The sequence below is a fragment of the Streptomyces sp. NPDC005799 genome (genome assembly GCF_040630525.1).
Classification (GTDB): domain Bacteria; phylum Actinomycetota; class Actinomycetes; order Streptomycetales; family Streptomycetaceae; genus Streptomyces; species Streptomyces griseorubiginosus_B.
In genome coordinates this window covers 82,486-109,484 of record NZ_JBEXXQ010000014.1, presented here as the reverse complement: position 1 = coordinate 109,484, position 26,999 = coordinate 82,486, and the positions used below count along the sequence as shown (strand labels likewise).

The 26,999-nt window shown below is 71.5% G+C and carries 25 protein-coding genes; 9 read left to right on the top strand and 16 right to left on the bottom strand.

The genetic code is table 11. From position 1 onward, the window contains the following. Positions 1-7: 7 nt before the first annotated feature. From ABZ453_RS16260 to rsmI, 10 genes are all read right to left on the bottom strand, one after another. Entirely contained in the window at positions 8-1,828 is a 1,821-nt protein-coding gene (locus ABZ453_RS16260) for a PQQ-binding-like beta-propeller repeat protein (protein WP_359015615.1), read from the bottom strand. 63 nt (positions 1,829-1,891) lie between these two features. Then, positions 1,892-3,727 (bottom strand): PQQ-binding-like beta-propeller repeat protein, encoded by a 1,836-nt coding sequence (locus ABZ453_RS16255; protein ID WP_359015614.1) that lies wholly within the window; start codon positions 3,725-3,727, stop codon positions 1,892-1,894. Positions 3,728-3,921: 194 nt separating this feature from the next. Continuing rightward, positions 3,922-5,727, bottom strand: coding sequence for an ABC-F family ATP-binding cassette domain-containing protein (locus tag ABZ453_RS16250; protein ID WP_359015613.1), 1,806 nt, complete (start codon positions 5,725-5,727; stop codon positions 3,922-3,924). 132 nt (positions 5,728-5,859) lie between these two features. Beyond that, on the bottom strand, positions 5,860-7,020 hold the full coding sequence (locus ABZ453_RS16245) for an N-acetylmuramoyl-L-alanine amidase (protein WP_359015612.1): 1,161 nt from the start codon (positions 7,018-7,020) through the stop codon (positions 5,860-5,862). Between the two features lie 169 nt (positions 7,021-7,189). After that, on the bottom strand, positions 7,190-8,089 hold the full coding sequence (locus tag ABZ453_RS16240; protein WP_359015611.1) for a 4-(cytidine 5'-diphospho)-2-C-methyl-D-erythritol kinase: 900 nt from the start codon (positions 8,087-8,089) through the stop codon (positions 7,190-7,192). Next, the gene (rsmA, locus tag ABZ453_RS16235; protein ID WP_359015610.1) at positions 8,086-8,994 is read right to left on the bottom strand and encodes a 16S rRNA (adenine(1518)-N(6)/adenine(1519)-N(6))-dimethyltransferase RsmA; all 909 of its coding nucleotides are present in this window, start codon (positions 8,992-8,994) and stop codon (positions 8,086-8,088) included. Before rsmA ends, ABZ453_RS16240 begins: the two co-directional genes overlap by 4 nt. A gap of 60 nt (positions 8,995-9,054) precedes the next feature. Then, on the bottom strand, positions 9,055-10,479 hold the full coding sequence (locus ABZ453_RS16230; RefSeq protein WP_359015609.1) for a ubiquitin-like domain-containing protein: 1,425 nt from the start codon (positions 10,477-10,479) through the stop codon (positions 9,055-9,057). Positions 10,480-10,599: 120 nt separating this feature from the next. Then, entirely contained in the window at positions 10,600-11,487 is an 888-nt protein-coding gene (locus ABZ453_RS16225) for a TatD family hydrolase (RefSeq protein ID WP_359015608.1), read from the bottom strand. 47 nt (positions 11,488-11,534) lie between these two features. Further along, positions 11,535-11,960 carry a hypothetical protein gene (locus ABZ453_RS16220; RefSeq protein WP_359015607.1) on the bottom strand — a complete coding sequence of 142 codons (426 nt, stop codon included), beginning with the start codon at positions 11,958-11,960 and terminating at the stop codon, positions 11,535-11,537. Between the two features lie 244 nt (positions 11,961-12,204). Continuing rightward, positions 12,205-13,065: a 16S rRNA (cytidine(1402)-2'-O)-methyltransferase gene (gene rsmI, locus ABZ453_RS16215; RefSeq protein WP_240863804.1), complete on the bottom strand. Its 861-nt coding sequence runs from the start codon at positions 13,063-13,065 to the stop codon at positions 12,205-12,207. A 96-nt stretch (positions 13,066-13,161) separates the two neighbouring features. Between rsmI and ABZ453_RS16210 the strand changes: the two genes are divergently transcribed. The 3 genes from ABZ453_RS16210 to ABZ453_RS16200 all read left to right on the top strand — a co-directional run bounded on the left by ABZ453_RS16210 (position 13,162) and on the right by ABZ453_RS16200 (position 18,408). Further along, entirely contained in the window at positions 13,162-14,901 is a 1,740-nt protein-coding gene (locus ABZ453_RS16210; RefSeq protein WP_359015606.1) for a phospholipid carrier-dependent glycosyltransferase, read from the top strand. A 110-nt stretch (positions 14,902-15,011) separates the two neighbouring features. After that, positions 15,012-16,637, top strand: coding sequence for a penicillin-binding transpeptidase domain-containing protein (locus ABZ453_RS16205; protein ID WP_359015605.1), 1,626 nt, complete (start codon positions 15,012-15,014; stop codon positions 16,635-16,637). 94 nt (positions 16,638-16,731) lie between these two features. Next, the gene (locus ABZ453_RS16200) at positions 16,732-18,408 is read left to right on the top strand and encodes a penicillin-binding transpeptidase domain-containing protein (RefSeq protein WP_359015604.1); all 1,677 of its coding nucleotides are present in this window, start codon (positions 16,732-16,734) and stop codon (positions 18,406-18,408) included. A 52-nt stretch (positions 18,409-18,460) separates the two neighbouring features. Here ABZ453_RS16200 and ABZ453_RS16195 read toward each other — a convergent pair whose 3' ends face one another. After that, a complete protein-coding gene (locus tag ABZ453_RS16195; RefSeq protein ID WP_359015603.1) occupies positions 18,461-18,808 on the bottom strand; it encodes an SsgA family sporulation/cell division regulator in 348 nt (115 codons plus the stop codon). A 180-nt stretch (positions 18,809-18,988) separates the two neighbouring features. Here ABZ453_RS16195 and ABZ453_RS16190 point away from each other — a divergent pair, with 180 nt between their 5' ends. The 6 genes from ABZ453_RS16190 (at position 18,989) to ABZ453_RS16165 (ending at position 23,848) form a co-directional block, all read left to right on the top strand. Next, complete coding sequence (locus tag ABZ453_RS16190; protein WP_359015602.1) at positions 18,989-20,047, top strand: energy-coupling factor ABC transporter permease; 1,059 nt, start codon at positions 18,989-18,991, stop codon at positions 20,045-20,047. Between the two features lies 1 nt (position 20,048). Further along, positions 20,049-20,810, top strand: coding sequence for a cobalt ECF transporter T component CbiQ (gene cbiQ / locus ABZ453_RS16185; protein ID WP_359015601.1), 762 nt, complete (start codon positions 20,049-20,051; stop codon positions 20,808-20,810). A gap of 13 nt (positions 20,811-20,823) precedes the next feature. Further along, entirely contained in the window at positions 20,824-21,591 is a 768-nt protein-coding gene (locus ABZ453_RS16180) for an ABC transporter ATP-binding protein (protein ID WP_359015600.1), read from the top strand. Beyond that, the gene (locus tag ABZ453_RS16175; RefSeq protein WP_359015599.1) at positions 21,588-22,043 is read left to right on the top strand and encodes a MarR family transcriptional regulator; all 456 of its coding nucleotides are present in this window, start codon (positions 21,588-21,590) and stop codon (positions 22,041-22,043) included. The genes ABZ453_RS16180 and ABZ453_RS16175 overlap by 4 nt, the downstream gene beginning before the upstream one ends. Positions 22,044-22,148: 105 nt before the next feature. Then, on the top strand, positions 22,149-22,607 hold the full coding sequence (locus ABZ453_RS16170) for an organic hydroperoxide resistance protein (RefSeq protein WP_359015598.1): 459 nt from the start codon (positions 22,149-22,151) through the stop codon (positions 22,605-22,607). Between the two features lie 74 nt (positions 22,608-22,681). Beyond that, positions 22,682-23,848, top strand: coding sequence for a serine hydrolase domain-containing protein (locus tag ABZ453_RS16165; RefSeq protein ID WP_359015597.1), 1,167 nt, complete (start codon positions 22,682-22,684; stop codon positions 23,846-23,848). 43 nt (positions 23,849-23,891) lie between these two features. Here the strand turns inward: ABZ453_RS16165 and ABZ453_RS16160 are convergent, their stop codons facing one another. The 5 genes from ABZ453_RS16160 to ABZ453_RS16140 form a co-directional block, all read right to left on the bottom strand. Beyond that, positions 23,892-24,167, bottom strand: a complete 276-nt coding sequence (locus tag ABZ453_RS16160) for a DUF1876 domain-containing protein (protein WP_359015596.1) — start codon at positions 24,165-24,167, stop codon at positions 23,892-23,894. A gap of 94 nt (positions 24,168-24,261) precedes the next feature. Continuing rightward, entirely contained in the window at positions 24,262-25,107 is an 846-nt protein-coding gene (locus ABZ453_RS16155) for a DMT family transporter (RefSeq protein WP_359015595.1), read from the bottom strand. Beyond that, complete coding sequence (locus ABZ453_RS16150) at positions 25,104-25,601, bottom strand: YbaK/EbsC family protein (RefSeq protein WP_359015593.1); 498 nt, start codon at positions 25,599-25,601, stop codon at positions 25,104-25,106. The genes ABZ453_RS16155 and ABZ453_RS16150 overlap by 4 nt, the downstream gene beginning before the upstream one ends. A gap of 42 nt (positions 25,602-25,643) precedes the next feature. Further along, positions 25,644-26,204, bottom strand: coding sequence for a cysteine hydrolase family protein (locus ABZ453_RS16145; RefSeq protein WP_359015591.1), 561 nt, complete (start codon positions 26,202-26,204; stop codon positions 25,644-25,646). Between the two features lie 158 nt (positions 26,205-26,362). Further along, positions 26,363-26,842: a hypothetical protein gene (locus tag ABZ453_RS16140; RefSeq protein WP_359015590.1), complete on the bottom strand. Its 480-nt coding sequence runs from the start codon at positions 26,840-26,842 to the stop codon at positions 26,363-26,365. Positions 26,843-26,999: the final 157 nt, after the last annotated feature.

Sequence of the window (26,999 nt, the reverse complement as noted above, 5' to 3'; positions counted from 1 at the left end):
GCGGCGTTCAGCCTCCGGTACCGAACGCGAGCGCCAGATACTGCCTGCCGCCCGAACCCGAATTCTTGTCCGCGAAGACACCGGACATGTAGAGGTGGCCCTGGGAGTACAGGATCTCCGAGTAGTCCGGAGACATGCTCGTCTCCGCGTCCCGTACCGCCTGAGTGGACGGGTTCTCCAGCAGCTTGGTCTCCTTGAACGTGCCCCCGTCGATGCTGACGACCTGACCGCCCTTGTCGTACGGCGGCCGCTTGTAGGCGATCACGTTGTCGCCGTCCATGCGCAGCGGGGTGATGGTGTAGCCGTCGCCGGCGTCGGCGCGCTGGCCGGTCTGCTTGCCGGTGGTGAGGTCGAAGACGACGATCTCGTTGGTCCGGCTGTACTCGCCGGTGCCGTCGTGCTCCTCGGTGGGGATGTACAGCTTGCCGCCGCCGACCGCGAGACCCGTGCAGTACTCGATCTTCGAGATGCCGTCGCAGCGGGCCGCGTACTGCTTGCCCGGTGCGGAGATCCTCGTGATGAGCCTGCCGGTCCTGTCGTCGATGGAGAAGAAGTCCGAGATACCGCTGCCGTCGCCCGCGCTGTCGCCGACGTCGGCCGCCACGACCAGGGGGCTCGTCGACACGATCGCCGCGTACTCGATGCCCTGGCTCATCTTGTACTCGGAGATCACCTTCCCGCTCTTGGGGTCGATGGTCTGGATGTGCAGCTGCCGCTGGCCGTAGGAGCCGCACTTGCGGACCGCGACCAGCTTCCGGCCGCCGCCGTACCCGGCGTCGTAGCAGGTGTCGGTGGCCTTCGGGGCCCACAGGGACTTGCCACTGCCGATGTCGAAGGCGGCGCCGCCGCTGGTGCCGCCCGCGGCGACCGTCGTCCCGCTGACCGTGACGTTGTCGAAGTTGATCGGCTGGTCACCGGCGTCGACCGTCTTCGTCCACAGCTTCCTGCCCGCGTCGAGGTCGATCGCCGCGACCTGGCTGCAGCCCGCCGTACTGTTCTTGGCCGGCATCCTGGGCTGGAAGACGACGGCGGCCCTGTCGTCGTCCGTCGTGAACCTGCTCGTGGTGCAGACCGGGCCGGGCAGCTTGATCGTCCACAGCTTGGTGCCCTTGTCGCGGTCGTAGCCGTTGATCTCGGCGACGCCGCTCTTGACGTACGCCTTGCCGGTCAGCCACGAGCCGGAGACGACCGTGGTGTCGTCGACCTTCGGCATCGGGATCTGGTAGAGCACGTGCGAGCCGGTGTTCGCGGGCACCTTCTCGTCGCCCTTGGTGGAGCTGCCGCCGGTGTCCCTCTTGCCGTCGCCCCCGCCGGTACCGCCGCCCGTGGAGTTCGCGGTGTCGTCCTTCTTGCCGTCGCCCTTGCCGGAATGGGCGTACCAGATGCCACCGGTGACGATCAGCGCGATGGCGACGACCGCGGAGACGATGATGGCCACCTGCGCGTTGATCTTCCGCCCGCCGCCCGGCTGCCCGGACTGCGCCTGCAGGGGCACCGTCTGCTGCGGATAGCCGTAACCGGGCTGCTGGGCATAGGGGTTCGGCTGCTGACCGTACGGCGGGGTGGGCTGGGCGTAGGGGTTCGGCTGCTGGCCCGGGTAGCCGTACGGCTGCTGCGGGGGCTGTCCCTGCGGCGGCTGCCCGTAGGCGGGCTGGGGGGCCTGCGGGTAGCCGTAGCCGGGCGGCTGCGCGGGCGGGGTGTGCGGGGGCTGCGGGGCCTGGGGGTGGCCCTGGCCCGGCTGGGCGGGCGGCTGCGGCGGCTGTTGCGGGACGCCGAAACCGGGCTGCTGCGGTGGCTCGTTGGGCGGTGGGGGCGGCGGCTGGGTCATGGTGTGGGTACCTCGTGAACGGCGGTGGGGACGACGGACGGCAGGGGCCGGGGCGGGGAAGCGCTACTTGCCGAAGGCGAGCATCAGCTTCTCCTTCGCGTCGTCGTTGCCGGTCAGCCGGGTGGTCGAGAGGTAGAAGCGGCCGTTGACCCAGTCGAAGTCCTTGGAGAAGAAGCCGTTCTCGATCTGGGCCGTGGACGCCGGGTTCTGCAGCAGCTTCACCGGCTTGTGGTCCGAGCCGGCGGTCGGGATCGACACGACCTCGCCGCCCGCGTCGTACGAGGGCTGCACATACGCGAGGAGCCTGCCGCCCTCGACCTTCATCGGCAGCATCGACTCGTCCGCCGGGGACTTCACCCGCCACTTCGCCTTGCCGGTGGCGAGGTTGATCGCGACGACCTCGTTCGCTCCGCCGGTCGCCTCCGTCGGCAGGTACAGCGTGGTCGCGTCGGAGGCGACACCCTTGCAGCCCTGCAGGTCACGGGAGAGGATCGCCCAGCCGCACTGCGGCGCGAAGTCCTCGTCGAAGCCGACCTGCGAGCGGAAGGTGCCGTTCGCGTTGAAGGCGGAGATGTTCCACGCCTTCTTGTCCTCGTTCGTGCTGTACACGACGAGCGGGTCGACGGAGTACGTCCGCGCGACCGTCCAGCCCTTGTCGAACTTCCGTGTCCACCGGACCTTTCCGGTCCTCGGGTCGAGCTCCTGCATCTCGTCGTGCTCGTCGGACCCGCCGGCGCCGCAGGAGGCGACGGAGATCAGCCTGCCGCCGCCCGCGAAGGCGGTCGGGAAGCAGGCGCTGCCGTACTTGGTCTTGTCGAACAGCTTCTTGCCGCTGTCGATGTCGAGCGCGACGCCGGACTGCGAGCGGCCCACCATCACCGTCCGGCCGGTGACGGACATGCTGATGCTGATGGTGCTGTCGAACAGCGCGCCGTCGGCGAGCGTGGTGCTCCAGCCCTTGGCGCCGGTGTTCAGGTCCAGTTGCTGGAGCTTGTTGCACTTGGCGCGGTCGCTGGTGCCGCTCTCGTAGGCGACCACGATCTTGTCGTCCGCCGACTTCTCGGGGGTGACCGCGCAGATCTTCCGCGGGAAGCCGATGGTCCCCCAGGCCGGCGTGCCGTCACCTACCTTGAAGGCGAACACCTGCTTGTACGCGGCCTTCACCGCGGCCTTGCCGGTGATCCACATGCCGGGCGCGTCGGCGCCCGCGCCGGGCGCGTCCGGTGCCGACTTGTACCAGAGGACCTTCGCCTCACCGGCCTGGCGGCCCTCGTTGAGGTTCTCCGGGTCAGCGCCGCCGTCGCCGCTGCCGTCGCCCTGGTCGACCGGGGTGTCGGAGGCGGACGGCTTGGGATCGTCGCTCTTGTGCGCGACCGGCTTCTTGCCGTCCGAGCCGCCGCTGGTCACCGCGTAGACGGTGCCGCCGATGACGGCCAGCGCGGCGACGGCCGCCGCGATCACGACACCGGTCCTGCCCTTGAGGCGGCCCCCGGAGCCCGGGGGCGGGGTGCCGGGGGCGCCCGGGTACTGGGGCTGCGGCGGGTAGCCGTATCCGGGCTGCTGTCCGTACGGCCCGGGCTGTTGCGGCTGCCCGTACGGGCCGGGCTGTCCGTAGGGACCGGGCTGCGCGTACGGGCCCGACTGGGGGTAGGGGCCCGACTGCTGGGCGTACGGGCCCTGTTGCTGGGGTGGCTGGGGCGGCTGCGGTGCCTGGGGGTGGCCGTAACCGGGCTGGGGCGGGCTCTGGGGAGGCGGCGGCGTCTGCGGCGGGCCCTGCGGGGGCGGGGGCGCTCCGAAGGCGCCCTGCGGGGGCTGGGACTGCTGCTGTGGTTGGTGCGGTGGCTGGTCCTGCGGTGCTCCGAAGCCGCCCTGCGGCGGCTGACTGGGCGGCTGAGCCATCAGCGCCTCTCCCCCGTTCGATCACTGATTTCCGGCCACGCCCTGACGTACGCGGTGACCCGGCGTCGTACTCAGAAAACTCTCAGGCGGCCCTTTCTATCACCCGCCACCGACAACGCACGGGGCCGGTTCATCCCCTGTTCCCAAGGGACGACCGGCCCGTGATACCCCTGTTACGCGCCTTCACTCAGCCTTCACGCGTCGTCGGCGAGTTCCAGCCAGCGCAGCTCCAGTTCCTCGCGCTGACCTCCCAACTCCCGCAGCTCGGCGTCCAGTTCGGCCACCTTCGCGAAGTCCGTGGCATTCTCGGCGATCTGGGCGTGCAGCTTGCTCTCCCGCTCGGAGATCTTGTCCAACTGCCGCTCGACCTTCTGGAGTTCCTTCTTGGCGGCGCGCTGGTCGGCGGCGCTGCGCTCGGGCGCCGGCTTCTCCGCGGCGGGCGTCGCGGCCGCCGCGACCGCCTCCTCCATCCGCCGCCGACGCTCCAGGTACTCGTCGATGCCGCGCGGCAGCATCCGCAGGGTGGCGTCACCGAGGAGGGCGAACACACGGTCCGTGGTGCGCTCGACGAAGAACCGGTCGTGGGAGATGACGATCATCGAGCCGGGCCAGCCGTCGAGGAGGTCCTCGAGCTGGGTGAGGGTCTCGATGTCGAGGTCGTTGGTGGGCTCGTCGAGGAAGAGGACGTTGGGCTCGTCCATCAGCAGGCGCAGCAGCTGCAGCCGGCGGCGCTCACCGCCGGAGAGGTCGCCGACCGGCGTCCACTGCTTCTCCTTGTTGAAGCCGAACGTCTCGCACAGCTGACCGGCGGTCATCTCCCGCCCCTTGCCGAGGTCGACGCGCTCGCGCACCTGCTGGACGGCTTCCAGGACCCGGGTGTTCGGGTTCAGCTCGGCGACCTCCTGGGAGAGGTAGGCGAGCTTGACGGTCCGGCCGACGGTGACGCGGCCACCGGCGGGCTGCGTCTCGCCCTCGCTGCGGGCCGCGTCCGCCATCGCCCGCAGCAGGGAGGTCTTGCCGGCGCCGTTGACACCGACCAGGCCGATGCGGTCGCCGGGGCCGAGCTGCCAGGTCACGTGCTTGAGCAGCACCTTGGGGCCGGCCTGCACCGTGACGTCCTCGAGGTCGAAGACCGTCTTGCCGAGCCGCGAGGACGCGAACTTCATCAGCTCACTGCTGTCCCGGGGCGGCGGCACGTCCTTGATGAGCTCGTTGGCGGCCTCGACGCGGAAGCGCGGCTTGGACGTCCGCGCGGGTGCCCCGCGCCGCAGCCAGGCCAGCTCCTTGCGGACCAGGTTCTGCCGCTTGGCCTCCTCGGTCGCGGCGATGCGCTCCCGCTCGGCACGCGCGAAGACGTAGTCCGAGTAGCCGCCCTCGTACTCGTAGACGTCGCCCTTCTGCACGTCCCACATGCGCGTGCAGACCTGGTCGAGGAACCAGCGGTCGTGCGTGACGCAGACCAGCGCGGAGCGGCGCTCGCGCAGATGCTTCGCCAGCCAGGCGATGCCCTCCACGTCCAGGTGGTTGGTGGGCTCGTCGAGGACGACCAGGTCCTGCTCCTCGATGAGCAGCTTGGCCAGCGCGATACGACGCCGCTCACCACCGGACAGGGGCGCGATGACGGTGTCGAGCCCCTGCGGGAACCCGGGGAGGTCGAGCCCGCCGAAGAGCCCGGTGAGCACGTCCCGGATCTTGGCGTTGCCCGCCCACTCGTGGTCGGCCATGTCCCGGATGACCTCGTGCCGCACGGTGGCGGTGGGGTCGAGGGAGTCGTGCTGCGTGAGCACGCCCAGGCGCAGCCCGCCGGAGTGCGTCACGCGCCCGGTGTCGGCCTCCTCCAGCTTGGCCAGCATCCGGATCAGCGTCGTCTTGCCGTCGCCGTTGCGGCCGACCACCCCGATCCGGTCGCCTTCGGAGACGCCGAGGGAGACGCCGTCGAGGAGGGCACGAGTGCCGTACACCTTGCTGACGTTCTCGACATTGACCAGATTGACGGCCATTTCTCTCCTGCCCGGGGGGATCGATCAGCCTCCCAGCGTAGTGCGCGCCGGTCGGTGACCGATCCCGAGCGAGGTGGCCTGTGGAAAACCTCGGGGCTGTGGAGAACCTCGGGATGTGGAAAACCCCCGGGGTCAGCGGGACGCGGCCGCGCGGACCTCGTCCAGAAGGTCGTACATCGTCTGGCCGGGGCAGTCGGTCTGGAGCCAGTCGCGGTGGCCGCTGAGCGTCGTGACGTCCTTGGTGACGCCGTTGACCGGGTTGGTGTAGGTGATCCTCGCCTGCGGGTCGAGGCCCTTGAAGCGGGCGATCACCTTGATCAGCCGGGTGAGCGAAGCCTTGGCGGCGTCCGTGGGGCCCTGGTCGACGAGGGTGCCGATGACGGCGACGCCGAGGTTGCCCGAGTTGAAGCCCGCGGTGTGGAAGGCGGTGACGACGTCGCCGTCGGGGTCGAAGGCCGGGATGCCGTCGTCGCCGGAGTAACGGCCCTCGTAGACGTTGCCGGCCTCGTCGATCAGGAAGTGGTAGCCGATGTCGCCCCAGTCCAGGGTGACCGCGTGGTACTCGTAGATCGCGCGGACGGTCGCCGCCGGGTCCGGGTCGTTGTTCGGGGTGTCCGTGTGGTGCACCGTGATCGACTGCAACGCGTAGTACTTCTCCGGCGAGTTGACCTGGCCGTCCTTGTACCGCTTGGACTCGTCGGCGCCCCAGGCCGGCCGCGACAGATACCGCACGCCACGCACGCGCGTGGGCTCGCTCGGCACCTCGACACTGCGGTCCGGGCCGCGCAGGGTGTCGATCGCCAGCGAGCGCACCTGAGTCGTCCCGTCCGGCGCCTTGACGTCGTAGGTCTTGGCGTTGCCGGCGGCCACGAGGGCCGTACCGCCGCCGTCGACGGTCGCGCAACCGCCGCCGAGCGTACGGAAGGCGGCGTCACCCGGGAAGCGGATGCCCGCGCCGTCGGCGGCCCCGCTCCAGCGGACGCCGACGTAGGTGGCGGCGAAGGAGGTGGTGGCCGTACCGGTGCCGGCCGCGGCGGCGGTACGGGTGGCCGGGAACGTCTCCGGCTCGGTCGCGGATCCGGCGTTCCCGGAGTCGGCGTTCCCGGAGTCGGCGGTACCGGAGTCGGTAGCCGCGAACACCACCGGCGTCAGCGCGGCCCCGCCGGCCACGGCCGTGGCACCGGCGATGACACCACGACGGGAGAGGGAACGCTTCCTGCGGTGCGAGGAGGTGGGCGGCGTAGGGGGCGTTGAGGACGTGGGGGGCGTGGGCGGCGTGGGGGGCTGGGGCACGAACTCGATCCTTCGGTCGACCAGGCGCTTGAAGTATCAACGGACCCTAGCCGCCCCATCCGTCACCCACGTACCGCGGTCGCGGTACATCCCTGTGGAGATCGGGCGAAGATCGCCGGTCGGGTACGACATGGTCGTCGCGGCCCGACCACGGCAGCAGGGACTGCCGTCAGCCCTTGACCACGGTCGCTCCCGGCGCCGGGCCCGTGGCCGTGCGCACCGTGGCGCAGGTGCCCGAACTCCGCAGTGCCTCCGCCACCTTGGCCGCCGACTCGGGGTCGCGGGCGAGGAACGCGGTCGTCGGGCCCGAGCCGGAGACCAGCGCGGCCAGGGCACCGGCCGTGCGGCCCGCCGCGAGGGTGTCGGCCAGTTCGGGGAAGAGGGAGATCGCCGCGGGCTGCAGGTCGTTGGAGACGGCGGCGGCGAGCGCGTCCGGGTCGCCCTTGGCGAGGGCGTCGAGCAGCGGCTGCGAGGCCACCGGCTCCGGGATGTCGCGGCCCTCCGCCAGGCGGTCGAACTCCCGGAACACGGCCGGCGTCGACAGACCCCTCCCGGCCATCGCGAACACCCAGTGGAAGCTCCCGCCGACCTCCAGCGCCGTCAGCCGCTCCCCGCGCCCGGTTCCGAGCGCCGCCCCGCCCACCAGGCTGAACGGCACGTCACTGCCCAACTCGGCGCAGATGGAGAGCAGTTCGGCACGCGAGGCACCGGTCCGCCACAGCGCGTCGCAGGCCAGCAGCGCGCCGGCGCCGTCCGCGCTGCCGCCCGCCATGCCGCCGGCGACCGGGATGTCCTTGGTGATGTGGATGTGCACGGCCGCCTCGATGCCGCGCCGCTCCGCCAGCGCGAGGGCCGCCCGGGCCGCCAGGTTCGTACGGTCCAGGGGCACCTGGTCGGCGTCCGGCCCCGCGCAGGTGACCCGCAGCTCCTCGGCGGGTGTCACGGTCACCTCGTCGTAGAGCCCGACCGCCAGGAAGACATTGGCCAGGGAGTGAAATCCGTCGGCGCGCGCGGCACCCACCGCGAGCTGGACGTTGACCTTGGCGGGAACGCGAACGGTGACGCTCACTGGAGACCGGACTCCTCGGTGTCGGCGCTGTCGGCGGGGCGGGCTTGCCGGTTCTCCGCGATGCGCGCGAACTCCTCGACCGTGAGGGACTCTCCGCGGGCCTGCGGGGACACACCGGCGGCGACCAGGGCCGCCTCCGCCGCCGCGGCCGAACCCGCCCACCCGGCGAGCGCCGCGCGCAGCGTCTTGCGCCGCTGGGCGAACGCCGCGTCCACGACGGCGAAGACCTCGCGCTTCGAGGCCGTGGTCTTCACCGGCTCGGTCCTGCGCGTCAGCGCCACCAGCCCGCTGTCGACGTTCGGCGCGGGCCAGAACACGTTCCGGCCGATCGCACCGGCCCGCTTGACCTCGGCGTACCAGTTGGCCTTCACGGACGGGACACCGTACACCTTCGAGCCGGGCGCGGCGGCGAGCCGGTCGGCGACCTCCGACTGCACCATGACGAGGGTGCGCTCGATGCCCGGGAAGGTGTCGAGCATGTGCAGCAGCACGGGCACGGCGACGTTGTACGGCAGGTTGGCGACCAGCGCGGTCGGGGCGGGGCCCGGCAGTTCGGTCACATGCATCGCGTCGGAGTGCACCAGCGCGAATCGTCCGGCGCGCTCCGGCATGCGCGCCGCGATGGTCGCGGGCAGCGCGGACGCCAGTACGTCGTCGATCTCGACGGCGGTGACGCGGTCGGCGACCTCCAGCAGCGCGAGGGTGAGCGAGCCGAGCCCGGGACCGACCTCCACCACCACGTCGTCCGGCCGGACCTCCGCGGTGCGCACGATACGGCGCACGGTGTTCGCGTCGATCACGAAGTTCTGCCCGCGCTGCTTGGTGGGGCGCACCCCGAGGGCGGCCGCGAGCTCACGGACGTCGGCGGGCCCGAGGAGGGCGTCTGAGGAGGGAGTACTGCTCACGGCGACAAGGGTACGGGGAGCGACCGCGGCCTTCGCGCCCCCGTGGCCGCGGGCAGGCCCTCACCCGTGCAGCCGCGCCCCGCAGTGCGGCCAGGGGGTGGCCCCCCGGCGCACATACAGTTTCTTCGCCCGGAAGGTCTGCTCCGCCGCCGACGCGTCCTGCGGCCGCCCGCTCCCCCCGAGGCTGTGCCAGGTCCGGGTGTCGAACTGGTAGAGCCCTCCGTACGTCCCCGACGGATCCACCGCGTTCGGGCGCCCGCCCGACTCACAGGCGGCGAGCCCGTGCCAGTTCAGCCCGTCCGCCCCGTAGACGGAGGTCGGCAAGGGCTTCGTGCCCACCTTCACGATCTGCTTCCGCGGCCGCCGCACCACCTCGGAACCGTCCTTGCGAGGCTTCTGCCTGACCTCGTTGACGGTCCGCAGCGAGTACGTGATCCGCCGCAGCCCCGGCTGCCCCACCTGCTCGACGACCTCCGTGCCCTTGAACAGCGAGGGGTCGTCCTTCCGCTCCGTCCGGAACGGGATCGTCTCCTCCCGCACCTCCCGGCTGCCGGTCACCCGCAACACGGTCACCGTCTGCCCGTCGCGCGGGAAGCTGTCCCCCGGCACGGACGTGGTGTCCTCGCCGTGCAGACTGACACCGGCCTGCTCGATGACCTCGCGCACGGTCGCCGCGTTCGTCCGCACCATCCGCGCGCGCCCGTCGGCCATGACGGTCACCGCGCGCTCGGTGCGCACGTCGAGCGCGAGTCCGGCGCGTCCGATGGGCTGGGAGCGCGCGGTGGACAGGTACGCCCCCTCCGCGCGCACCCCCAGTTGGTCGAGCGCCTCCTCGACCGTGTGCGCCGTCGTCCACACCTCGTGCCGCTGCCCGTCGATCGTGAGCCGGACCGGGCGCCCGTAGTGCACGGCGACCTCGTCACCGCTGGTGAGCGCCGCGCCGGGGGCGGGCGCCACCACGTCGTGCGCCCCCACCTCGACGCCTTCCTCCGCGAGCAGTTCCTCCACGTCGTCGGCGAAGGTGTGCAGGGTGCGCGGCTTGCCGTCGACGGTCAGCTCGATCGCCTTGTCCTTGGCGACGAAGGCGGTGGTGCCGCCGGCGAGGAAGGCGACGACCAGCGCCTGCGGCAGCAGACGGCGCACGGGCCCGTCCGAGCGCTCCGCGGAGCGCGCCCTGCGCCGGCGCTCACCCCGACCCCCCGTGCCTTCCCTCACCTCCTGGCGCGGAAGCGCCGGCAGGGTGGCGTCGTGGGCCCCTTGGACCTCGTACGCGGGGCGGTAGGTGTCCGGGTACGGCACCGGCGCCGTGTACACCCCGTACGCCAGCGTCTCGGCGGCGTGCAGGTCCGTGTGGGGCTCCCGGGGGAGCTCCGTGCGCGGACCGGTGGGGAGCTCCGTGCGCGGACCGGTGGGGAGGTCCGGCCGCGGCTCGGGGACCGGTCGCGTGCCGTACGGCTCGTACGTCTGGTGCTGCGAGTTGCTCATGCCGACACGCTCCAGGGGCCGGAGGGGTCCGGAAAAGGGCCCCCAGAACCTAGCGGAGGGACCGTCACTCTCCAAAGCGGCACGGCTACCCAGAGTTGTGTTCGGGTGAGTCGGTCCGGGTCAGTACCCGAAGGCGCGTGCGGTGTTGGTGGCGAGTGCCGACGCCAGCGCGTCCTCGTCGACCCCGCGCACGGCGGCCATCGCACGCACCGTGACCGGAATGAGATACGGCGCGTTGGGCCGTCCGCGGTACGGCGCCGGCGTCAGGAACGGCGCGTCCGTCTCCACCAGGAGCAGCTCGGCCGGGGCCACCGCGACCGCGTCCCGCAGGTTCTGGGCGTTCTTGAACGTGACGTTGCCGGCGAAGGACATGAAGTACCCGGCGCTCGCGCACACCTCGGCCATCTCGGCGTCGCCGGAGTAGCAGTGGAAGACGGTGCGCTCGGGGGCGCCCTCCTCCTTCAGCACGCGCAGCACGTCCGCGTGGGCGTCGCGGTCGTGGATGACGAGCGCCTTGCCGTGCCGCTTGGCGATCTCGATGTGGGCGCGGAAGGAGCGCTCCTGTGCCTCCTTGCCCTCGGGCCCGGTGCGGAAGTAGTCGAGGCCGGTCTCGCCGACGCCCTTGACCTGGGGGAGCGCGGCCAGACGGTCGATCTCGGCGAGCGCCTCGTCGAGCGCCCGAGCGCCCCCCGCCTCGCGCGCGCCCTGCCGGGACCAGCCGTCGGGGTCTCCGTGCACGATGCGCGGCGCCTCGTTGGGATGCAGGGCGACCGTCGCATGGACGGCGTCGTACGCCGCCGCGGTCTCGGCGGCCCACCGCGAGCCGCGGATGTCGCAGCCGACCTGCACGACCGTCGTCACGCCCACCGCGGCGGCCTTGGCGAGTCCCTCCCCCACCGTGCCGGACTGCATGTCGAGGTGGGTGTGGGAGTCGGCGACGGGCACCCGGAGGGGCTCCGGGAGCGGCGGCGCCGCGTTCTTGTCGCCGCGGGAGGTGGAGGAAGGCATGCCCCGATCCTACGAAAGGGGGCATGCCCGCCCGGCTCGGGGAGCGGTCAGCTCGCCTTGCGGTGGAAGGGGTGCAGGAGGTCCGACAGGTGCCAGTGGTGGTCGCGCTGCCCGGCCTGCGCGCCCTCCGCGCCCTCGGCCGCCGTCTCGGGAGCCTCGACCGGCCCGGCCTGCGGCGCCCGGTGCTGATGGCGGTGCGCCGCCTCGCGCACCGACGAGACCTGGCCCGGCCGCATGATCCGTACCACGTGGCCGTCGCAGTTGAGGCAGGTCGGCTTGGACAGCGGAGAGGGCACGACCTGTCCGCCCGCCACGTACATCACGAACTCGTGGCCCTCGGCGTCCGTGTGGTGCTCTATCTCGTACGACTGCTCCCAGCCGTGCCCGCAGCGCATGCAGGCGAAGGAATACGACTCGTGCACGACTGCGCTCGCCGCGCCACGGAGGCCGGTCTGCCCCACGATCTCACTCATGCCAGCTCCTCTTGTCCGCTGGACAAAGGGACGGGTGCGTCCCTTCAATCAGTGGACGCTTCTGCCGGCGTGAATGCACCAGGCCTGTCGACTGTTGGAGTCGATTTGGACTTTCCTTGCCAAAGCGGCCCCGCCCACCCCTTGGGGCTTTGCTTTCCACGACAGTCCTTTGCCTGGTTGTGGGGCGCGCGCTCAGCGGAGATGCGCCCTGCTCAGAGGGGGTGTGGCGCAGTTCACGAGCACCTCAGGAACCACTCGCCGAAGCGGCGTTCTTCGCGGCCACAACCGCGTCGAACACCTCCCTCTTGGGCAACCCCGCCTCCACCGCGACGGCCGCGATCGCCTCCTTGCGGCGCTCGCCGGCCTCCTCGCGCAGGCGCACGCGGCGCACGAGCTCCTCGGCACTCACGTCCTGCGCGCCCCGCTCGGGCGCCCCCTCCACCACCACGGTGATCTCCCCGCGCACCCCTTGCGCCGCCCACTCCGCCAGCTCCCCCAGCGGACCGCGCCTGACCTCCTCGTACGTCTTCGTCAGCTCGCGGCACACCGCCGCGCGCCGTTCGGTCCCGAACACCTCGGCCATGGCGGCGAGGGTGTCGTCGAGCCGGTGCGGGGCCTCGAAGTAGACGAGCGTGCGCCGCTCCTCGGCGACCTCGCGCAGCCGCCCGAGCCGTTCGCCCGCCTTGCGCGGCAGGAAGCCCTCGAAGCAGAACCGGTCCACGGGCAGCCCCGACAGCGCGAGCGCGGTGAGCACGGCGGACGGGCCGGGCACGGCGGTGACCCGGACGTCCCGTTCGACGGCGGCGGCGACCAGCCGGTAGCCGGGGTCCGACACCGACGGCATGCCGGCGTCGGTCACGAGCAGCACGCGCGCGCCGCCCACGAGTTCCTCGACCAGTTCGGGCGTCCGGGCGGACTCGTTGCCCTCGAAGTACGACACCACGCGCCCCTTGGGCGTCACGCCCAGCGCCTGTGTCAGGCGCCTGAGGCGCCGGGTGTCCTCGGCGGCCACCACGTCCGCCCCGGCCAGTTCCTCCGCCAGCCGGGGAGGAGCGTCCGCGATGTCGCCGATGGGGGTGCCCGCAAGGACAAGGGTTCCAGTCACGCCCCCATCCTCCCAGGAGCGGCCGGAAGGGAACGCGTTCGAGCCCTTACCCGCCATGCACGGGACTCACACAGAACGGTTCCCTACGATGGCGCGGTGACCAGTACCGCGTCCTCCCCGGACACCCGGCAAGGCCAGAGCCCTCAGGACCAGCGGCCGTCGTGGCAGCAGCGGATGCGCCGTTTCGGCTATGCCGCGCCGCCCAGAAGCGATGTCCGCGAGCGCCTGGTGCCGCCGTACGTCCAGCCCAGCCCGCGGCTGTGGCAGGTCCTCGGGGTGCCGCCGGGGCTCGCCGGGCGGATCGCGCGCTGGTCGGGCTGGGGCGGGCCGCTGCTGGTCACGCTGGTGGCGGGCGTGCTGCGGTTCTGGAACCTGGGCAGCCCAAGGGCGGTGATATTCGACGAGACGTACTACGCCAAGGACTCCTGGGCGCTCGTCCACCGCGGCTTCGAGGTCAACTGGGACAAGAACGCCAACGACCTGATCCTGTCCTCGCACGGGCACGTCACCATCCCGGCGGACGCCGCGTACGTGGTCCACCCGCCGGTCGGCAAGTACGTGATCGGGCTGGGCGAGCTGATGTTCGGGTTCAACCCGTTCGGCTGGCGGTTCATGACCGCGCTGCTCGGCACGCTGTCGGTGCTGATGCTGTGCCGGATCGGCCGCCGCATCTTCCGCTCGACCTTCCTCGGCTGCCTGGCCGGCGGTCTGATGGCCGTGGACGGCCTGCACTACGTCATGAGCCGCACCTCGCTCCTCGACGGCGTGCTGATGTTCTTCGTGCTGGCGGCGTTCGGCTGCCTGGTCGTCGACCGGGACAAGGCACGGGAGAAACTCGCGGCGGCGCTCCAGCCGGACGCCGAGGGCCATGTCCGCCCGGACGCGCACATCGCCGAGACCACGTGGCTGGGGCTGCGCCCCTGGCGCTGGGCGGCGGCCCTGCTGATGGGACTGGCCATCGGCACGAAGTGGAACGCGATGTACATCCTGGCCGCGTTCATCGTGCTCACCGTCCTGTGGGACGTCGGCTCCCGCAAGGTTGCGGGGGCCCGGCACCGCCTGTCCCGGATGTTCGTCGCCGAGTCGCTCATCTCGTGGACGGTGATGTCCACGGTCGCCGTCGTGACCTACGTCGCCTCCTGGACCGCCTGGATCCTCTCCCCCGCCGACGGCTCCGGCGGCTACTTCCGCAACTGGGCCGCCACCGACGGCAAGGGCGGCCACTGGACCTTCCTGCCGGACTGGCTGCGCAGCCTGTGGCACTACGAGCACGAGGTCTACGAGTTCCACGTCAACCTGCACTCGCCGCACACGTACATGTCCAACCCCTGGAGCTGGATCGTCGACGGACGCCCGGTGTCGTTCTTCTACGAGTCCCCCTCGCCCGGTCAGGACGGCTGCCCCGCCGACGCCGGCCAGAAGTGCGCCCGTGAGGTCCTCGCGATCGGCACGCCGCTGCTGTGGTGGGTGGCCTCGTTCGCGCTGCTGTACGTGCTGTGGCGCTGGTTCTTCCGCCGCGACTGGCGGGCCGGCGCCATCGCCTGCGGGGTCGCGGCCGGCTGGCTGCCCTGGTTCATGTACCAGGACCGGACGATCTTCTTCTTCTACGCCGTCGTGTTCGTGCCGTTCCTGTGCCTGGCGGTGGCGATGCTGCTGGGCGCGATCGTCGGCCCACCCGGCTCCAGCGACACCCGACGGGTGGCGGGCGCGACGGGCGCGGGCGTACTGGTCCTGCTGATCACCTGGAACTTCATCTACTTCTGGCCCCTGTACACCGGAACCGCGATCCCGGTCGACGACTGGCGTTCACGTATGTGGCTGGATACCTGGGTATAGCGGACCTTCCGCCTCGGTGACCGGACAACATACGGAAACCTCCCTCACAACTCCCCCTCCTGCCCCATACAGTGCGAGAACCGCAACGGGGAAACGGGGAGGGACCTTTCATGCCCAAGGGGGTCAAGGCCGCGGTCATAGGCGGCGTGTTCGCGGTGATGGTCGGCGGCGCGGGATATGCCGGCTACAACATCGTGTCCGCGCTGAACGACGACGGGGGTTCGGGGGCGGCGAGCGTGAAGACGGGACCGCCGAGCGCCGACGAGATCAAGGAGGCGTCGGCCAAGTTCTTCGCCGCCTGGGAGAAGGGACAGGCGGCGCAGGCGGCGACGTACACGAACAACCAGACGGCGGCCGAGCCGCTGCTGACGGCCTACGGCGAGACCGCGCACATCGAGGACGTGGACATCACGCCCGGCGCGGCGACCGGCGCGACGGTGCCGTTCACGGTGAAGGCGACGGTGTCGTACGAGAACAAGTCCAAGCCGCTGACGTACAGCAGCGAGCTGACGGTGGTGCGCGGGAAGAGCACCGGGCGGGCGCTGGTGGACTGGCGGCCGTCGGTCCTGCATCCACAGCTGAAGGCGGGCGACACCCTGGTCACCGGCCGGTCGGCGAGCCCCGAGATCGAGGCGGTGGACCGCAACGGCGCCGTGCTGACCAAGGAGAAGTACCCCTCGCTCGGGGTGATCCTCGACACCCTGCGCCAGCGTTACGGGGACAAGGCGGGCGGCACGCCCGGGATCGAACTGGCGATCCACCACCAGGCCGAGGGCGTGGCCGACACCTCGCTGCTGACCCTCGCCAAGGGCAGGGCGGGCGAGCTGCGGACCACGATCAGCGCGAGCGCCCAGGCGGCGGCCGAGAAGGCGGTGAAGAAGTTCGCCCAGTCGTCGGTGGTGGCCGTCAAGCCCAGCACCGGTGAGGTGCTGGCGGTGGCCAACAACCGCAAGGACCAGTTCAACGCGGCCTTCGAGGGCGAGGTCGCGCCGGGCTCCACGATGAAGATCATCACGGCCGCGATGCTCATCGACAACGGCGTGACCTCGATGAACGGCCCGGCGCCCTGTCCGCCCTCCGCCACCTGGCAGAGCCAGACCTTCACCAACCTCAAGGGCCTTCAGCCCAACGAGAACGCCACGCTCGCCAACAGCTTCATGCGCTCGTGCAACACGGCCTTCATCAAGCTCATCGACGAGAAACCGCTCACCGACTCCTCGCTCACGCAGGAGGCCCAGGACCGGTTCGGGCTCGGGCAGAACAACTGGAAGACGGGCATCGTCTCCTTCGACGGCAAGATCCCCACGGTCAGCGGCCCGGACCGGGCGGCGAACGCGATCGGCCAGGGGCAGGTGCAGATGAGCCCGCTGAACATGGCCTCGGTCACGGCGACCGCCGTCACGGGCACCTTCCGCCAGCCCTACCTGGTCTCCCCCAAGCTCGACGACCGCGAACTCGCCACCGCCAAGGGCCTGTCCGCGAGCACGTCGTCCCAGCTCAAGCAGATGATGCGGCTCACCGCGACGCAGGGGACGGCCGCACAGGCGATGGCCGGGCTCGGCGGTGACGTCGGCGCGAAGACCGGTTCCGCCGAGGTCGACGGACAGGCCGTGTCGAACAGTTGGTTCACCGGTTTCCGCAACGACGTCGCCGCGGCGGCCATGACCGAGGAGGGCGGCCACGGCGGGACGGCGGCCGGTCCGATTGTCGCAGCTGTGCTACGGAGTGCCGGCTGACGTCACCCGCGCAGGACGGGACTCTAGGCTGTTGTCGTCGTTGGGATGGATGAGGGCAACGGGGACCCTGGGAATTCTCGGAGGAACGGGAACAGTGGGCAACAGAAGGCGCGTCGCCGAGCGACGGAAGACCAGGCCCGCCGTCGTCGGCGGGATGATCGCCGTGGTCGTCGGCGGCGCCGCCTTCGGCGTCTACGCGCTGTGGGGCGGCGGGGCCGCGGCCGACGACCGGGCGGGCTCGTCCTCCTCGGGCGCCGACCACAAGGCAGTCAAGACCGGCCCCCTGTCCGCGGCCGAGGTCCAGACGACCGCCATGAGGTTCCTCACCTCCTGGCGGCAGGGGAAGGCCGCGCAGGCCGCCGCCGTCACGAACGACGCCACCGCGGCCGGCTCGCTGCTGACCGGCTACACCAAGGACGCCCACATCACGGGCGTCACGCTCACCCCCGGCACGCGCGTCGGTGACAAGGTGCCCTTCTCCGTGAAGGGCACGGTGTCGTACAAGGGCACCAGCAAGCCGCTCGCCTACCAGAGCGCGCTGACGGTCGTGCGGAACAAGGCGGACGGCAAGCCGCTGGTCGACTGGCACGCCGCGGTCGTCCACCCCGACCTCGAGGACGGCGACAGGCTGGTCACCGGCGAGTCCGGGACCCCGCCGGTCAAGGCGTACGACCGTGACGGCGGCGAGCTGACCACCGCCAAGTACCCGTCGCTGGGGCCCGTCCTGGACGGCCTGCGCGAGAAGTACGGCAAGATCGCCGGCGGCAAGGCGGGCGTCGAGCTGGACGTGGTGCGGGGTGCGGCGGCCAAGAAGGCCAAGCTGTCCGACAAGACGCTGCTGACGCTGACCAAGGGCACCCCGGGTTCGGTGAAGACGACGCTCAGCCCGACGTTTCAGGCCGCGGCCGAGCAGCAGGTGACCAAGCAGGCGAAGTCGTCGGTGGTGGTGATGCGCCCGTCGACGGGTGAGATCCTCGCCGTCGCGAACGCCTCCCACGGCTTCAACGTGGCCTTCCAGGGCTCGCTGGCGCCCGGCTCCACGATGAAGATCGTGACCTCGACGATGCTGTTCGAGAAGAACCTGGTCACCCCGGACGCCTCGCATCCCTGCCCCAAGACGTACAAGCTCGCCGGGTGGACCTTCCACAACGACGACGACTCCGAGATCAAGCAGGGCTCCTTCAAGCTGGCCTTCGGCGCCTCCTGCAACAACGCCTTCATCAACTTCGCCCCGAAGCTGACCAACAGCTCCCTGACTCAGGAGGCCCAGCAGGTCTACGGCCTCGGCATGAACGACTGGGCCATCGGCGTCCCGACCTTCGACGGCTCCATCCCGGTGCAGAGCGGCGCGCAGATGGGCGCCTCGCTGATCGGGCAGGGCGGGGTGCGGATGAACCCGCTGAACATGGCCTCGGTGGCCGCCACGGTCGAGTCGGGCGTCTTCCGCCAGCCGTACCTGGTCTCCCCGAGCGTCGACCACCGGACCCTGGCGAAGGCCTCGCGCACGATGTCCGCGCAGACGCAGGCCGAGCTGAAGGAGGTCATGCAGTACACGGCGGCGTACGGCACGGCCGCCAAGGCGATGGCGGGTCTCGGCCCGAACTACGGCGCCAAGACGGGCTCCGCGGAGGTCGACGGCCAGAAGAAGCCGAACGGCTGGTTCACCGCGTACCGCGGCGACCTCGTCGCGGCGGGTGTGGTCCAGGCCGGCGGCCACGGCGGCGACACGGCGGGACCGATGGTGGCGGCGCTGCTGAGGATGGGCGGCTGACCGGCCATCCTCAGCGAGTCATCGGCAGCAGTCCGCAGGTGACCAGCAGCAGTCAGCGGGTGACCGGCGCCGTCGCCAGGTAGGTGCGGCGCAGGAACCTCATCAGGGTCTTGGTCTCGAACTGCACGACCGAGACGCCTTGGGCGGAGTGCAGTTCCACGACGGCCTGCACCCGCCCGCACGGCCAGACACGGACCTCGCCGCTGCCGACCGGGGCGCGCAGACCCTGTTCGAGGAGGGAGCGCGAGAACGTCCACTCGTGTGTCCCGGGGAGCCTGACCCGAATCGAGCGCGGGTCGGAGTCGGGGTCGTAGCGCAGGACGACGGGAATCGTCTCGTCCTCCGGTATCGCGGCGTCCGTGACGATGTGGGCTCGTGCGTACTGTTCGACTACGGACATCGTGACGACCCTCTCACGCTACGTTACCTGTATGGAAGCTGTGCGTTCACCCCTTCTCCAATGTCCCATATTTTCCCGATCGCACCCCTTGGCGTCGGACATCTCACAGCACGGCCACCGCACGATCCACGACTTCATGGCTCTTGCAAAGAGTTCGCAATAACCCTCTATGATCGAACGGTGCATGTACCTGACGGATTCATCGACGCCCCCGCCTCCGCCGCGACCGGCGTGGCCGCCGCCGCCGCGGTCGCGGTGAGCCTGCGCGGTGCGCGCCGGGAACTGGACGAGCGCACGGCACCGCTGGCCGGGCTGGTCGCCGCGTTCATCTTCGCGGTGCAGATGCTGAACTTCCCCGTCGCCGCGGGGACCAGCGGCCATCTGCTGGGCGGTGCGCTGGCCGCGATCCTCGTGGGGCCCTTCACCGGGGTGCTGTGCGTGTCCGTGGTGCTGCTCATGCAGGGCATCCTCTTCGCGGACGGCGGACTGACCGCGCTCGGCGTGAACATCACCGACATGGCGATCGTCACGACCGTCGTCTCGTACGCCGTCTTCCGCGTCCTGGTGAGGGTGCTCCCGCGCGGGCGGCGCTCGGTCACGGTCGCGTCCTTCGTCGCGGCGCTGGTCTCCGTGCCGGCCGCCGCGGTCGCCTTCACGCTGATCTACGCCGTCGGCGGCACCACCGACGTCTCCCTCGGCAAGGTCGCGACCGCGATGATCGGCGTGCACGTGCTGATCGGCGTCGGCGAGGCGGTCATCACGGCGCTCACGGTGGGCGCGGTGATCGCCGTGCGCCCGGATCTCGTGCACGGCGCGCGCGGCCTGCGACAGCGACTGAAGCTGCGGGTGGACGGCGCGCTGGTCGACGTGCCCGCGCCCGATGGAGCGCGCACGGCGCCCGTCACGGCGCGCACCTCCCGTCGCGCGCTGTGGATCACCGGCCTCGCCACCTCCCTCGTCCTCGCCGGCGTCGTCAGCTTCTACGCCTCCTCCAACCCCGACGGCCTGGAGAAGGTCGCCCATGACAAGGGGCTCGACGGCAAGACCGAGAAGCACGCGTCGGCGGACTCCCCGCTCGCCGACTACGGGGTGAAGGACGTCGAGAACGCCCGCCTGTCCGGGGGGCTGGCGGGCGTGATCGGCGTGGGCGTGACCGTGGTCGCGGGGAGCGCGGTGTTCTGGGTGGTGCGCCGGCGGCGTACGCCGGACGTCTCGCCGACGAGCACGAGCGCCGTCTGACATGGGCGCGGGACACGCACACCGGCTCTACCGGCAGGGGCACTCCCCCGTGCACGCCCTGCCGCCCCACACCAAGCTGGCCGCCGCCTTCGGGTTCGTGGTGGTCGTCGTGTCGACCCCGCGCGAGGCGATGTGGGCGTTCGGTGTGTACGCCGTCCTGCTGGGCGTCGTCGCGCACCACGCGCGCGTGCCGGCCGGGTTCCTGCTGAAGCGGCTGCTGATCGAGGTGCCGTTCGTGGCCTTCGCGGTGCTGATGCCGTTCGTGGCGGAGGGCGAACGGGGGGACGTCCTCGGGCTGTCCCTGAGCGTGAACGGCCTGTGGGGCGCGTGGAACGTGCTCGCCAAGGGCACGCTGGGCGTCGCCGCGTCCGTGCTCCTGGCGTCCACCACCGAACTGCGCGAACTCCTCCTCGGCCTGCAGCGGTTGAAGCTCCCACCGCTGCTGGTCCAGATCGCGTCCTTCATGATCCGTTACGGCGACGTCATCACGGACGAGATGCGGCGCATGCGGATCGCACGGGAGTCGCGCGGGTTCGAGGCACGGGGCGTGCGGCACTGGGGGGTGCTCGCGAAGAGCGCGGGCGCCCTGTTCATCCGCTCCTACGAGCGCGGGGAGCGCGTCCATCTGGCCATGGTCAGCCGCGGGTATGCCGGTGCGATGCCGGTCATCGACGAGGTGACCGCGTCCCGCGCGCAGTGGTCGTACGCCCTCGCGCTGCCCTTCACCGCCCTTGTCGTCTGCCTGCTGGGATGGACCCTGTGACCACTGCTCCGGGATGGACCCTGTGACCACTGCTCCCGCCTCCCTGGAGGTCTCCGGCCTCGCCTTCGCCTACCCCGACGGCCATCAGGCCCTGTTCGGCGTGGACTTCACCGTCGCGCGCGGCGAACGGGTCGCGCTGCTCGGCCCGAACGGCGCCGGCAAGACCACCCTCGTCCTGCACCTCAACGGCATCCTGACCGGCGGCGCGGGCACGGTGACAGTCGCCGGGCTGCCCGTCGGCAAGCGGCACATGGCGGAGATCCGGCGCCGGGTCGGCATCGTCTTCCAGGACCCGGACGACCAGCTCTTCATGCCGACGGTCCGCGAGGACGTGGCCTTCGGGCCCGCGGCGGCCGGGGTCAAGGGCACGGAACTCGAGGCACGCGTGCGTGCGGCGCTGGAAAAGGTCGGCATGGGGGACTTCGCGGACCGGCCGCCGCACCACCTCTCCTTCGGGCAGCGCCGCCGGGTCGCGGTGGCGACCGTCCTCGCCATGGAACCGGAGATCCTCGTCCTGGACGAGCCCTCCTCCAACCTCGACCCCGCCTCCCGCCGCGAACTGGCCGACATCCTGCGCGCGTTGGACGTCACCGTCCTCATGGTCACGCACGACCTGCCGTACGCCCTGGAGCTGTGCCCGCGCTCCCTGATCCTCAGCGACGGCGCCATCGCCGCGAACGGCCCCACCGGCGAAATCCTCTCCGACGAGGCCCTCATGCGCGCCCACCGCCTGGAACTGCCCTTCGGCTTCGACCCGCGGTCCGTGACAATGGGCGCGTGACGAACCAGGACGAGCACGAACTCGCCGCCGGGTCGCTGCTCCTCGACGACCAGCTGTGCTTCGCGCTGTACGCCGCCCAGCGCGCCGTGACGGCCGCGTACCGCCCGGTGCTGGAGGAACTCGGCCTCACCTACCCGCAGTACCTCGTCCTGCTCGTGCTGTGGGAGCGCGGCGAGACGACGGTGAAGGAGCTCGCCGCCGCGCTGCGCCTCGACTACGGCACGGTGTCACCGTTGCTCAAGCGGCTGGAGAGCGCCGGGGTCGTGCGCCGGGAGCGCGCGGCCCATGACGAGCGCTCGGTGCTCGTCGCGTGCACGGGGCGTGGAGAGGAGCTGAGGGAGCGCGCGGCGTGCGTCCCCGGCGCGCTCCTTACGGCGACCGGTCTGGACACCGCGGGGGTCGCGCGGTTGCGCGAGGAGTTGTGGCAGCTCGCCCGCACCCTCACCCCCTGACCTCGGGTTACCCGCGGTCGCTACCCCCCGGTAACCCATCCCCGACCTACCGGCCAGTACCTTGTGCACGATGTACTCGCGCGCACTTGATGTGGGGGGCCAGCCATGAGTGACGACACCGCCGTCGACACAGCCGTCGACACCCGTCCGACAAAGATCATGTACGTCGCCGAGGCGACCGCGCACGGCGGCCGGGACGGCTTTGTCACCAGCCAGGACGGCCAGATCGAGCTGAAGGTCGCGATGCCGCCGCAGCTCGGCGGGGACGGCAACGGCACCAACCCCGAGCAGCTCTTCGCGGCCGGCTACAGCTCCTGCTTCCACAACGCGCTGATCCTCGTCGGCAACCGCGAGGGCTACGACCTGACCGGCTCGACCGTCGCCGCGAAGGTCGGCATCGGCCCGAACAAGCACCGCGGCTACGGCCTCGCGGTCGCCCTCAGCGTCTCGCTCCCCGTCCTGGACCCCGACATCGCCGCGAAGCTGGTGGACGCGGCGCACGAGGTGTGCCCGTACTCGAACGCGACGCGCGGCAACATCGACGTAACGATCCTGTTGGGGTAGCGACACCCGGGAATCGCAGGCTGTGCGGGGGTGTTGGCCTCACAGTCGCAGGTGATCCGGAGGGAAGTGCGGACGTGGACGTGAACGGCGCGGTCGCCGAGGGCTTCGAGCCGGTCCGGGAAGCGTTCGTCCGGAACTTCGAGGTGCTCGGGGACCGGGGCGCGGCGGTCGCCGTGTACCGGGACGGGCACAAGGTCGTCGACCTGTGGGGCGGCACGAAGGACGTCGACGGCGCCGAGCCGTGGGAGCACGGCACCGCGCAGATCGTGCGCTCGGCGACCAAGGGCGTCGCCGCCGCCGTGCTCCTGCTGCTGCACCAGCGGGGAGAGCTGGACCTGGACGCGCCCGTCGGGGAGTACTGGCCGGAGTTCAAGGCGGCCGGGAAGGAGCGCACGCGTGTGTGGCACCTTCTGGCGCACCGGGCCGGCGTTCCCGTGCTGGACCACCCGTTGACGCCCGCCCAGGCCGCGGACCCGGCGCTCGGCGCGGAGGCGGTCGCGGCGCAGGTACCGGTGTGGGAGCCGGGGGCGGAGCACGGCTATCACGCGCAGACGTACAGCTGGCTGACCGGTGAGCTGGTGCGGCGGATCACCGGCCGGGAGATCGGCGAGTGGATCGCCGCCGAGATCGCGGGCCCGGTCGGCGCGGACCTCTGGCTGGGCCTGCCGGCCGGTCAGGGGACCCGGGTGGGCCGCGTGGGCGAGGCCGAGCCCCCGGCGGAGGCGGCCGGTGTGCTGCGGACCCGCCCCAAGCGGGCCGTCGCCGACGCCTACGCCGACCCCGACTCCCTCACCCGCCGCGCCTTCGCCGCCATCACCCCGCTCCCCGACGAGAACGACCCCGCCTACCGCGCCGCCGCCCTCCCCGCCTCCAACGGCATCGCCACGGCGGAAGGGCTGGCCCGTTTCTACGCGTCGCTGAGCGGCGAAGTGGACGGCGGCACACGGCTGTTCACCCCGGAGACGACGGAACTCGCCCGCGCCGAGCGCAGCGCCGGGCCCGACCGTGTGCTGGTCGTGAACACCCGCTTCGGCCTCGGCTACATGCTGCACGGCGCCGCCTCCCCGCTCCTGACCCCCTCCTCCTTCGGTCACCCCGGCCGCGGCGGCGCCCTCGGCTGCGCCGACCCGGAGACCGGCATCGCCTTCGGCTATGTGACCAACGGCTTCAGGAAGAGCGTGACGGCCGATCCCAGGGCGCAGGCGCTGGTACGGGCGGTACGGGACGTCGTAACGGCGTAGGAGCCGGGAAGCTCACGGCCGACGCGCCGTCACACATGGCCCCTCACACATGGATCGGATGCGACGTCCGCCCCGAAGCCGAGTCGATCTCCCCGTGCGCCTTGGTCAGCAGCTGCATCGCGATCTCGTTCAACGCCCGCGCACCGGCGATCTCCTCACCCACCCTCGGCTGACGGGGGTCCGTGTGGTGGCGGGTCGCGTGTCCGTGGGCCCGTACCTCGCTCCCGTCCGGCAGCCGGACCAGCGCGACCGCCTCGGTGTGCAGATCGTCCTCCTGGAACTCCAGCTCGACATGCCATCCCACAGTGGTGTGCATCATGACGATCACCTCCGGAAACACCTGCTTCCAGAGTGCTCCTCGCAGGCCCCGAACGCACCACACTCCGCCACTCCCCGACGGCACCTCTCCCCCGTCAACCGGCCCGCAGCATCAACCCGATCCCCGCCACCAGCAGCACCGCCGCCGCCACCCGGGGCGCGCCGAAGCGTTCCTTGAAGAACACCGCGCCGATGGCGGCGCCCACGATGATCGACGACTCGCGCAGGGCCGCGATCGGGGCCAGTTCCGCCTTCGTCTGGGCCCACAGGACCAGCCCGTAGGCGAGCACGGACAGTGCGGCGCCGAGCAGGCCGACCGCGGCGAACGGCCGCAGGACGGTGGTGAGCTGTCCGCGCCGGCGGTACAGGGCGTACGCGGGGATCGCCACGCCCTCCACCGCCATCAACCAGGCGATGTAGCCGAGGGACGAGCCGGAGGCGCGCACGCCGAGGCCGTCGACGACCGTGTATCCGGCGATCGTCAGACCGGTCGCGAGGGCCGCGCCGATCGCCGCCCAGTCGGGCCGACTGCCGCGCAGGCCCCACAGGGCGACCCCGGTCAGGCCCGCGCTGGAGAGGGCGATGCCGGCCGCGGCCCAGCCGTCCGGCACCTCGTGCGCGAAGACGGCCGCGAGCAGCGTGACCACCAGGGGCGCGGTGCCGCGGGCGATCGGGTACGCCTGTCCGAAGTCACCGAGGCGGAAGGACTTCATCAGCAGCATGTAGTAGGCGAGGTGGATGACGGCCGAGACGGCCAGGTACGGCCAGGCACCCGCCGCCGGGACCGGGACGAACGGCATCATCGCCAGCCCGATCAGCGATCCTCCGCCCGCGATCAGGGTGAAGCCGACCAGCTTGTCGGTGATGCGGTGGGCGATCGCGTTCCAGCTGGCGTGCGTGACCGCGGCGGCCAGGACGGCCGAGGCGACCAGCGGCGTCACGAGCTGGGCTCGCGCACGTCCACGAGGGTGGCGCCGGCGTGGGCGACGAGGTCCTTGGGCTCCATCGGGAAGACGCTGTACGGCGTCCCGGCCGCCGCCCACACCACGTCGTGCGCGAGCAGTGAACGGTCCGCCAGTACCCGCGTCCTGGTCAGGTGCCCGAAGGGCGGCACACCGCCGATCGCGTACCCGGTGGTCTCCCGCACGACGTCCGCCCTGGCCCGCGTCACCTTCCCGGCGTCGAGTTCCGCGCGCACCAGCTCGACGTCGACCCGGGACGCCCCGTCCACCAGGACCAGCACCGGCACCCCGTCCGCCGCGAAGATCAGCGACTTGCAGATCTGGCTCAGCTCGCACCCGATCGCCTCGGCGGCCTCCGCCGCGGTACGGGTCGCCTCCGGGAAGCGGCGGACGCGGGCGTTGAGGTCGTCGAGACCGAGCTCCTTCAAAGCCGCGGTGAAACGAGGATGGGCTGCCGATTCCAAAGCCGTCATGAACGGCACGCTAGCGGTACGTGTACGCGGCAGGCGACCGGGTTAGCCGAGCGGACCGAACGTCACGGCCTTCGTCTCGGTCACCGCCGCCGTCCGCCCCGGCGCCCCCTGCCAGCGCCAGTACAGGTTCGTGTGGGCGATGACCTGGTCCGGCGGCGGCGCGCCCCACTGTCGCTGGTCGTTGGCGGTGTGCGCGTCGGCGACGAGGGTGACGTCGTAGCCCCGGACGAACGCGCCGTGGATCGTGGAGCGTATGCACGCGTCGGTCTCCGCGCCCGTGACGACGAGGTGGCCGACCCCCGCCTCGGCGAGGACCCGCTCCAGATCGGTGGCCTCGAAGGAGTCTCCGTAGTTCTTGTGCACCAGGGGCTCGGAGTCGCGGCGCGGCAGCTCGGGCACGTACTGCCAGTCGTCGCTGCCCTTTTCGAGCCCTTCGTCGGAGTGCTGGACCCAGACGACCGGGACGCGCTCGGCGCGGGCCTTGTCGACGAGGGCGGCGATGTTGGCGACGACGGTGTCCCGCTGGTGCGCGGACGCCACGACGCCCTGCTGGACGTCGATCACCAGCAGGGCGGTGTTGGGCCGTTCCTGAAGTGTGGTCATGGGGGTCACGCTAGACGAGGCCGCTGACAATCGCCCCCATCAGGCCTCCCGACCCCGGCCAACGGCCAAGGCCACGACCCAAGCTCACGGCTCAGGCCCACGGCTCAGTCCCACAGCCCAGGCCCGCACGGCTCGGTCCCACAGCCCAGGCCCACGACTCAGGCCCACGGAGCGTCCGCGGCCGCCGTCTCCCGCGTCGCCGTCTCGCCCACTGCCCGCGCCCGCGCCGCCCGCGCGTGTGCCCGCGTGCGGCGTCCCGCGACCAGGCCGCCCGCCGCACCCACGGAGACCAGGCCCATCATCGCGGCGGCGAGGATGCCCTTGACGCCGTCCATCGAGAAGTACAGCGCCACGGCCGTGGCGCCGTTGAAGAGGAACAGGAACCACAGGGTGCCGGGGCGACCCAGGAACGCCTTGATGCGCGGCTTCTTCGCAAGGCGCGAGCCCGCCAGCAGTGCGACGACCGCCCCGGCCCCGCTCACGGCGTTCTTGGCGGTGCCGTCGAACACCGCCCCGGCCGCCGTGCTCGCCGCGAGGCCGGCCACGAAGAAGCCCCACAGCAGGGCGTCGGCGAGGGCCTTGCGGACAGTGGCGGCGAAGGCAGGGGTGACGGACGTCGTGGACCGGACGTGCTGCATGGGAGGGGCCTTTCGGGAGGGGGTCCGCCGGCGGATCCGCCGACGGGATCCACGATCCCGTCCGGCGCCCCGCACAACGAGGGAGCGGCCTCCCGAACCCGTGGTGTAGCGCACTACACCCCGCAGCTCAGGAGGCCGCCGCCGGCTCGCGGAAGGC